Annotated in this window: 8 protein-coding genes and 1 pseudogene; 7 read left to right on the top strand and 2 right to left on the bottom strand. The window is 63.6% G+C overall.

Annotated elements, in window-relative coordinates:
- Both OP496_RS13130 and OP496_RS13125 read left to right on the top strand, forming a co-directional pair.
- Positions 1–379 (top strand): annotated as a pseudogene (locus OP496_RS13130) (homocysteine S-methyltransferase family protein); the annotation flags it as partial.
- Between the two features lie 283 nt (positions 380–662).
- Complete coding sequence (locus OP496_RS13125) at positions 663–1079, top strand: hypothetical protein (protein ID WP_280564140.1); 417 nt, start codon at positions 663–665, stop codon at positions 1077–1079.
- 9 nt (positions 1080–1088) lie between these two features.
- On the opposite strand, the gene OP496_RS13120 is transcribed toward OP496_RS13125, so the two are convergent.
- On the bottom strand, positions 1089–1340 hold the full coding sequence (locus tag OP496_RS13120; protein WP_280564139.1) for a hypothetical protein: 252 nt from the start codon (positions 1338–1340) through the stop codon (positions 1089–1091).
- Positions 1341–1477: 137 nt separating this feature from the next.
- On the opposite strand from OP496_RS13120, the gene OP496_RS13115 reads away from it, so the two are divergent.
- Positions 1478–2278 carry a TlpA disulfide reductase family protein gene (locus OP496_RS13115; RefSeq protein WP_280564138.1) on the top strand — a complete coding sequence of 267 codons (801 nt, stop codon included), beginning with the start codon at positions 1478–1480 and terminating at the stop codon, positions 2276–2278.
- A 121-nt stretch (positions 2279–2399) separates the two neighbouring features.
- Positions 2400–5363 (top strand): RNA polymerase-associated protein RapA, encoded by a 2964-nt coding sequence (gene rapA / locus OP496_RS13110; RefSeq protein ID WP_280564137.1) that lies wholly within the window; start codon positions 2400–2402, stop codon positions 5361–5363.
- Between the two features lie 16 nt (positions 5364–5379).
- Here rapA and OP496_RS13105 read toward each other — a convergent pair whose 3' ends face one another.
- Positions 5380–6276, bottom strand: a complete 897-nt coding sequence (locus OP496_RS13105; RefSeq protein ID WP_280564136.1) for a TIGR01777 family oxidoreductase — start codon at positions 6274–6276, stop codon at positions 5380–5382.
- A 162-nt stretch (positions 6277–6438) separates the two neighbouring features.
- Between OP496_RS13105 and OP496_RS13100 the strand changes: the two genes are divergently transcribed.
- The 3 genes from OP496_RS13100 to phrB all read left to right on the top strand — a co-directional run bounded on the left by OP496_RS13100 (position 6439) and on the right by phrB (position 9274).
- Positions 6439–6819, top strand: coding sequence for a CbiX/SirB N-terminal domain-containing protein (locus OP496_RS13100; protein ID WP_280564135.1), 381 nt, complete (start codon positions 6439–6441; stop codon positions 6817–6819).
- A gap of 88 nt (positions 6820–6907) precedes the next feature.
- A complete protein-coding gene (locus OP496_RS13095; RefSeq protein ID WP_280564134.1) occupies positions 6908–7825 on the top strand; it encodes a MerR family transcriptional regulator in 918 nt (305 codons plus the stop codon).
- A 27-nt stretch (positions 7826–7852) separates the two neighbouring features.
- Positions 7853–9274 (top strand): deoxyribodipyrimidine photo-lyase, encoded by a 1422-nt coding sequence (gene phrB / locus OP496_RS13090; RefSeq protein ID WP_280564133.1) that lies wholly within the window; start codon positions 7853–7855, stop codon positions 9272–9274.
- Positions 9275–9303 lie beyond the last annotated feature (29 nt).

Genomic DNA, 9303 nt, shown 5'->3' with positions numbered 1-9303 from the left:
CGATGCCGTTGACTGCCATGTGGCAGCGCTGCCGGTGACTTACCGCACCACCGAGCAGGAGCCGACCTTCTTCAATCTCTCCGACGATCAGGGATGCAGCTGCCCAGCTCCCCATGGACGCCCTTTCCCAACCGCCCTGGACCCACTGTTCTGCAATCGTTACGAACTCGGCGCCTTCGCTCGCGACGCTTATGCTCAGGGGGTCAACTATCTTGGCGTATGCTGCGGCGCATCACCGATGCACGTGCGTGAGGTGGCCATGGCGGTGGAGCGTGAGCCGGAAGCTGCCCGATTTGCAGAGCGCATGGAGAACCACTTCATGTATGGTTCTCACGATCGCTTGCCGGACCATATTGCCGCTCTAGGGGAGAAGGCCTAACAAGGTGCAGATGGAACCCCGTCGATCTAGATAGAGAGTGACCAGCCTCGCTTTCGTTCGCGACGGCCAATGCTATCGCGATTGTCAGGCTTCTGAATGGACACCTGACAGATTCTAGAGGCGCACCAGGTGGCCAATTGCGCTATGTGCGCCACGTCGGCGGTTCTATCATGATGACGGCGCTCGGACACTCGCTTCACGCAGCGTTGTCATGCAGTGCTTTCCAGCGGCGCGTCAGCATCCATACTGATGGATACGCCCATCGGTGTCCTGGGAGTCCATCATGCAACGCTTATCGCTGGAACCTGCCGCACTTCATGTCGCGCGCCTTGCACCCTTGCTCGAGTGGTTACAGACACACTTGGCACTGACCGTCTTGTTGCGTACTTCGCACAGCGCCTATCTTGAACTATACTGCGAAGGCTATAACAGTCATGTGCTACTGCTTGAGGAATATCCTGAGGCGCCCGCCAGCACGCTACGCCTGGAAGCCGACAACGTGGAGTTCGAACGACTTTCGCCTTTGCTGACGAGCCAGGGTGCATACTGCGTGGAGGCGTCACGCGAAAATCCCAGCGCATCGCGTAGCTGTGCCTGGCGGGTACTGACCATGCCGCTGCCCGGCGATTGGCAGCTGATGCTGCTGGCCCTCGACCCACGTCGCTGCCAACACTTGGGCCTGCACGGATCGGGCCCATGAGGCGCCACCTCAGTCGTCATCATCTTCCTGCGTGCGCCTGACGCGCTCGGCCATGGCCCGGCGCTTCTTGTTGCGACGATAGTGACGCATCAGCGCCACCCAGCATGCAGCGAGAAGCATCAGCGCCAGGGTCACGCCCTGCCAGGGGCGTGCCGCGTCGCCCAGACACGTTTCCAACGTCATGATCAGGATGAACCCCAGGGCCTGACTGGCGATGGCTGCCGCGCGCAACCCATCGCTCCCATAGCGCGAACTCACCATGCACTCTCCCCTTTCCGCTTCGCCCCGACGCCGCGCGAGGACTGCAACTCAGTCACCACACTTAAAAGAGGCGACCCCAAGGGCGTTAGTGTAACGTGTCAGGCATCGCGATTCGTCATCGCCACCATGAGAACCCCATGCCGCCGATCATGCTCGGCCACGTGCCGCTTCCCTCTGCGCCTCTATACGCCGCCGTCGCGGCGCTCGCACTATTAGCGCTGGGTGCGTTGTTACGCCTATCCCGCACACGTCGACGCCAGTGGTTGAGCGGTACGCTGGTGGCAGCGCTGATCGGGGCTCGCCTGATGTATATCGCGCTTCATGCCGAGGCTTATCGCGTGGCGCCGCTCGAGGCCATCACGCTGTGGCAGTCCGGGTATCACCCGCTGGGCGCCTTGCTCGGCGCCGTCGCGTGGACACTGTGGCGCTTGCGCGACCTTCCCGCGCGTCAGGTGCGACTGGCCACGGGCGCGCTCATGGCGTGCAGCGCGATATGGTGGGGCTTGAACGTTTGGCAACCGCTGGTAGGCGATGCTCCGCCCCCGCGTTTACCGAACCTGACCTTGAACGCGCTCGATGGCACCCCGACGCCCATCGAAACGCTGGCGTCGGGGCCTCCGCTCATCGTGGTGCTGTGGCGCAGCGATTGCCGGGCATGCCGCCGAACGCTGGCACGGCTCAACGATATACAGCACGATGCCACCGTAGTGACGGTCAACGAAGGCCAGACGCTGCTGCAAGCCGCACGCTACCTGGATGCCCGAAATATCTCTTTCATCCATGACCTGCGTGACCCGCAACAACGCCTGCAGGCCTATTTCGACATGCCCGCGTTGCCACTGACACTGCGCTTCGACATCCACGGCAGGTTGCGCGATTACCAGGCTGGCGAGATTTCCACGGCGCGTCTCATGCGCTGGCTGTCGCCCACGACCTGAAAACGCAATCGCCTATTAAGCCCTCCGCCGCTTTCCGGTAGAATACCGCGCCCCGCCGTCCTGCATGCTCCCCCGGCAAGACGGCGCGCCACGTACCGTTACATCATCATCCCGAGGCATCATGAGCGAATTCATTCCGGGCCAGCGCTGGGTCAGCGACGGCGAAGCCGAGCTGGGGCTGGGCACGATCCTGAGCTGTGACGTCCGAAGCGTGACCGTTCTCTTTGCCGCCAGCCAGGAAACGCGCACCTATAGCGTTCGCCAGGCGCCGCTGACCCGCGTCGTCTTCGGCGCCGGCGACCGGATCGAAGCCGCCGACGGCCGCACACTGACCGTCGATGACACCAAGGAAGCCGACGGGCTACTGGTCTATGTCGTCGAGACGGCGGACGGTGAATACGACGAGCTTCCCGAAAGTCGCCTCGCCGATAGCATGCGCTTTCAGCAGGCACGCGACCGACTGCTTACCGGCCAGGTCGACCGCAACGACTGGTTCGAACTGCGCTACCGTACCCTGCACCATTATCACCGCATTGCCCAGCACCCGGCGAACGGCCTGGCCGGGCCAAGTGTCGACCTCATCCCTCACCAGCTGTACATCGCCGACGAGGTTTCGCGCCGTCATGCCCCGCGCGTACTGCTTGCCGACGAAGTGGGCCTGGGCAAGACCATCGAAGCCGGTTTGATCCTTCACCGCCTACTGCTCACCGGGCGTGTCGAGCGTGCATTGATCCTGGTGCCCGACAGCCTGAGCCATCAATGGCTGGTGGAAATGCTGCGCCGCTTCTCGCTGCATTTCACGCTGCTCGACGAACAGCAAAGCCAACACAGCACGGGCAACCCGTTCGAGAACGCCCAACTGGTGCTCGCCAGTCAGCAATGGCTGTTCGCCAATCCGCACCGCCAAACCCAGGCCCAGGCCTGCGACTGGGATCTACTGATCGTCGACGAGGCCCATCATCTCGACTGGACGCCCGAGGCCAGCGGCCCCGGCTATGCCTGCGTCGAGCAGTTGGCGCGTGTCATCGACGGTGTACTGCTGCTCACCGCCACTCCCGAGCAGATGGGCCAGGCCGGCCACTTCGCGCGACTGCGTCTGCTCGACCCCGAGCGCTACACCAACCTGGAGGCCTTCGTCGCCGAGGAAGCGGGCTATGCCAAGGTCGCCGAGGCAGTGGACGCCCTGGAACGCCTGCCCGGCGATGCCGTGGATCGCGACGCCGTGGGTGCCGTCATCGACGATGCGGACAGTCAGGCGCTTCTCGAGACGCTGTTCGACCCTGAAAGCGACGGGGCGCAGCACCATAGCGCCCGCCACCAGCTCCGCGAGCAATTGCTCGACCGCCACGGCACCGGCCGCGTGATGTTCCGCAACAGCCGCCGCCATGTCGCCGGCTTCCCCGAGCGTCATTTGCACGTCTCGCGCCTGACCCCGCCCTCCAGTTACCGCCGCGAACTGCGCAAGCTGGATCGCGACATGGATTACCTCGACGATCTGCTGATCGCGACCGGGCTCGATCATCCCGAGGTGCTGCTCTATCCCGACGCCATGTACCGTGCGCTAAGCGACGATTCGCCGGGCGTCGGTGCGCCGGGCGTCGGTACGCTCAATACCGAACCCTGGTGGCAGATCGATCCGCGCGTGACTTGGCTCCTGGAGCGCTTGACCGAGGTGGGCCGCGACAAGGTACTGGTCATCGCCCACGACCGCACAACCGCCATCGATCTCAGCGAGGCACTACGCGTCCTGGGCGGTCTCCAGGCGCCCGTGTTCCACGAGGGCATGACGCTCATCGAGCGCGACCGGGCCGCTGCGGCCTTCGCCGACGACGAAGACGGCTGCCAGGTGCTGGTGTGCTCGGAAATCGGCTCCGAGGGGCGCAACTTCCAGTTCTGTCGCCATCTGGTGATGTTCGACCTGCCGGCGCATCCCGATCAGCTCGAGCAACGCATCGGCCGCCTCGACCGCATCGGCCAGCAACACGCCATCGAGCTCTACGTGCCGGTGTTCGAAGACAGCCCCGGCGAGCGCCTGCTGCGCTGGTACGATGAGGGCATGCGTGCCTTCAACGCACCGCATGGCATCGGCAGCGAGCTCTACGATGCCTTCGGCGATACCGTGGCTGATTCCCTCCTCGACAACGACGCCCTCGAAGAGGTCATCGCGGAAACGCGCGCCTATTTCGACAGTCGCCTCGCTGCGCATGAGGCCGGCCGCGACCGACTCCTGGAATGGAACGCCTATCGCCCGGAACGCGCCCAGGATATCACCGAGGCTATCCGCGAGCTGGACGAAGACACGACGTTGCCGCGTTACGTCGATAAGGCGCTGGACGTGTTCGGCGTCGAGAGTCGCGACCTGGGTGGCGATATCCAGTACCTGCTGGCGGGGCCACACATGCTCGACAGCCTGCCGGGGCTGGTCAAAGGCGAGGAAGGTTTCTCGGCCACCTTCGATCGGCAGCGCGCTCTGGCCCGCGACGACGTGCAGCGCCTCTCCTGGGAACATCCTCTGGTGCGCGAAATGATGGAGCGCATCCTCGATGGCACCTTGGGCAACACGGCGCTGGCACTGCTTCAGCATCCCTCGATTCCCGGCGGTAGACTGATGGCCGAGCTGGTGTTCCGGACCCACTGTCCGGCGCCCAAGCATCTGAATGTCGGGCGCTTTTTGCCACCCACGGCAGTTCGCTTGCTGCTCGACGAATCGGGCGCCAACCTGACTCAGAAGGTCTCGTTCGGGGGCCTGGCGAAAAATCTCAAGAAGGTCAAGAAGGCCGTCGCGCGGGATCTGATCAAGTCGCGCCATGCGCAATTGCGCGAGCTTTTGACCAACGCCGAGGGCGAGGCCGAGAACGAATTGCCGAGCATCGTCGAGGCCGCACAGACGCGCATGCGCGAGACGCTGGACACCGAGCTGGCCCGTCTCAAAGCTTTGGCACGCCACAACCCGGCAGTGCGCGACGCGGAAATCGACGCCCTCACCCAAGAGCGCCAGGCACTGGATACGGCCATCGATGCCACGCGGCTACGCCTCGACGCAGTGCGCGTTATCGTCACCGTCGACCCACCCGAGCAATCCTAGGTCGAGAGACCACGCGTCAGTGTCCGAGAATCTCCTTCAGGGCGCTGTCCAGCGTCGGATAGTGAAACGTGAACCCCGCCGCTTCCAGGCGCGCGGGGCGCATGCGGGCGCCGGTCAGCAACACGCGTGACATCTCGCCCAGAGCCAGCCGTAGCAAACGGGCAGGCACCGCCATCAGCGCGGGGCGATGCAGGTGATGCGCCAGGGTACGAGTGAAGTCGGCATTGGTGACGGGATGCGGAGCGGAAGCATTGAAAGGCCCTTCGAGGTCATCCTGCTCGAGCAACAACAGTACGATGCGTATCAGGTCCTCGCGATGAATCCACGGCATGTACTGATGCCCGTTTCCCAGCCGGCCGCCGAGACCTAGACGAAAAGGCGGAAGCAGCTTGCTCAGTGTGCCGCCACCGGCGCCGAGCACCAATCCGGTACGCAACAGCGCGACCCGCACGCCCAACGGTTCAGCCGCCCGTGCCGCCGATTCCCACTGCGCGCACAAGCGATGGGCGAACTCATCGGTGGGTGGCGTCTGCTCGGTGACGTCGCGCTCTCCCTGATCGCCGTAGAAGCCCATGGCCGACCCGGATACCATGACCCGAGGCGGCGTTTCCAGGCGCTCGCACAGCGTCACCAGCTCGCGCGTGATGTTCAGCCGCGACTCGAGCAATCGCTTTTTCTGCACCTCGCTCCAGCGCTTGTCGGCGATGGGCTCGCCAGCGAGATTGACGATCGCCTCGGGAGCGTCATCGGTAAAGGCCATGACCGACTCGCGGATCTCGATGCCTTCGGGCAGATGCGTCTGCGCCCGGGTTGGCGAGCGCGACACCACTAGCAACCGATGCCCAGCTTCATGTAGGCGGTGGCAGAGCAGCCGTCCGACGAAACCGCTACCGCCGGTGATCAGGATGCGCATAATGACTCTCCAAATACGTATTATACGACCGTTGTACAATTTGCTAAAGTTGTCCAGGTAAATATGCATTGACCTGACGGAAAAGCATAGCTCATGGCCACCCGCCACGCGGCTGTCGTCGCCACGCAAGGCACCACTTCATTCACCACAGGAGATCGCTCGATGAGCCACGCCTTGATCCTACTTGCCCATGGCTCCAGCGATGCGCGGTGGCGCGCGCCCTTCGAGACGCTCGAGCACGACCTGCGTGCGCGCCTCGAGACCCCCGCGGTCATCGCCTACATGGAGCTAAGCGAACCCTCGCTGGAAACCCGAGTCGCCGAACTTTATGACCAAGGCCATCGACGCCTCGATATCTTACCGCTGTTTTTTGCCGCCGGGCGCCACTTACGCCAGGACGTTCCAGGCCAGCTCGAGACATTGCGTGCGCAGTATCCCCAGGCGGCACTGACGCTGCTCGATCCCGTCGGCCAGCACCCCGCCTTCGTCGAGGCATTGGCAGGCATCGTGACGGCCCGTGCAGAGGCGGCGCCGGAGAACTAAGACGTGATAGGAATTGTACAAAACTATTGCGACGTACAACTTCATCCCTCATGCTAGATGACAAGACTTACAGGAGGAACCTAAGCGCATGAGTGAGCAGGCGATGGATCCGGCCAATTCGCCGCTGTACCCGATCCGCGAGGTTTCACGGCTGACCGGTGTCAATTCCGTGACCTTACGCGCCTGGGAACGCCGCTACGGCTTGATTCGTCCGCAGCGTACCCCCAAGGGACACCGTCTTTATGCACGCGAGGACATACGCCGCGTCGAGCGTATTCTGCAATGGCTCAACCGGGGCGTTCCCGTCAGTCAGGTACGCGATTTGCTCGAGCAGGCCGAACCCTCAGCCAATGATGTCCCTGCGCCGGATATCAGCGACTGGGAAAGCCAGCGCCAGCGACTACTGCAGGCCGTCGACGCACTGGATAGCGATACGCTAGAGGTCCTGTTCAATCGCAGCATGGCGCTTTATCCCGCCGGTTTGTGTGTGACCGAATTATGGCAGCCTGTGATCGAACAGCTCGAGGAGCGCTGGGGCGATCAGTTCGGTGCCGAATTGCAGCGCCGCTTGCTGGAAAGCTTCTTGCGTACGCGGGTCGCCATTCGCCTGTATCACGCCAATCACGCCACACGGGGCACGCGCCTACTGCTGTTACGCCTGCCCGAGGAGCGCGACCTGTTGCGCCTGCTGCTTTTGGCGCTAGTCGCGTCGGCCTCGGGATTTCGGGTCGAATGGCTGGATACCGACTTGCCGCTCAATGAGTTGCCGCTCGCCGCAGAGCGCTTCAAGGCAGATGTGGTACTCATGACCAGTGGATATGCCGAGCGCAGCGATCTCATTCGGCGTCAGTTGCCGCGTCTGGCGGAGCAGCTCAAGATGCCACTGTGCCTGGTCGGCCCCGTGGCACGCATCCGCAGCGCAGAACTGGAAAACACCCAGGTCGCCTCGCTCGGCGACGAACTGCCCGCTGCGCTCAGCCGCCTACAAGGGTTGCTGGGACGTTAACCCGCACACATTTGCCAGGGAGTGGCCATGTCCGATGTACAATTGATGTGGTTCCGCAGCGACCTGCGAACCCTCGACAACCGTGCTCTGCAAGCCGCCGCCGAACGCGGACCTGTGATCGCCGTTTTCTTGACCAGCCTGCCGCAATGGCAACGTCACGACCACGGCGCCAACAAGGCCGATTTCTGGCTGCGCGGCGTGGCAGCGCTTCGCGAGCACCTGGCCGGTCTCAATATCCCCTTGCTGCAGCGATGCATCGCGACCTTCGACGAGGCGCCCACAGCACTGCTCAAATTAGCGCGTGAGCATGGCGCCAGCGCACTGCACTTCAATCGCGAATATCCCCTCAACGAACGCCGCCGCGATGCCGCAGTGGAGTCCACCTTTCAGGAGGCTGGGCTGGCGACATGGGGGCACACCGATGCCGTCGCCTTCGCGCCCGGCGAGCTTCTCACCGGCAAAGGGGAGCCGTATAGCGTGTTCACGCCGTTCGCCAAGGCCTGGCATCGCGAGCTGGCGCCACGCCGCATCGCCTTGGTGGAAGAGCCTGCCCCCCAAGCCCAGTTGACCATCGACGCCGACCCGCCGCCTTCTCGCGATCTCGAGACGATGGCCGACGCGCCACTCGACCCGAGTCTATGGCCTGCAGGGCAGGACGAGGCCGGCGACCGGCTCGAGCGCTTCCTGCGTTTTCGCGGCTATCACTACAAGCGCCAGCGCGATTTCCCCACGCTTCCCGGCACCAGCGAGCTTTCACCCTACCTATCGCTGGGCATGATCTCGCATCGCCAATGCCTGCACGCGGTGATGAACAACAACGAGGGGCACCTGGCCGACGGCGACGCCGGCCTCACCGCCTGGGCCAACGAATTGATCTGGCGCGAGTTCTATCTGCATATCGCCGCCAGCTTCCCCGACATCAACCGCCATCGCCCCTTTCAGTCGCATACAAAGGGCCTGGTCTGGCGCGACGATGATGCAGGGTTTCAGGCTTGGTGCGAAGGGCGGACCGGCTACCCGCTGGTCGACGCCGCAATGCGCCAGTTGGTCCAGCGCGGCTGGATGCACAACCGCCTACGCATGGTCGTGGCGATGTTCCTTTCCAAGCACTTGCTGATCGACTGGCGACGTGGCGAAGCCTTCTTCATGCGCCACCTCATCGACGGCGACTTCGCCTCCAACAATGGTGGCTGGCAGTGGGCGGCCTCCACCGGCACCGATGCAGCGCCCTATTTCCGCATCTTCAATCCCACCACCCAGGCGGAACGCTTCGATCCGGAAGGTCGCTTCATCGCTGAATACCTGCCGGAGTTGGCCAAGTTGCCGCTCAAGTCACGCTTTTTCCCCGACGCGACGCAACGCCGGCAAACCGGCTATGCCGATCCCATCGTCGATCACAAGGCAGCACGCCAACGCGCACTGGACGCCTTCAAGTCACTGACGACGTGACCGCGCGCCCCGAGCTCACGCCACATCTC

This window comes from Chromohalobacter sp. 48-RD10 (assembly GCF_029889785.1).
Taxonomy (GTDB): domain Bacteria; phylum Pseudomonadota; class Gammaproteobacteria; order Pseudomonadales; family Halomonadaceae; genus Chromohalobacter.
This window is presented reverse-complemented; position numbering and strand designations above follow the sequence as displayed.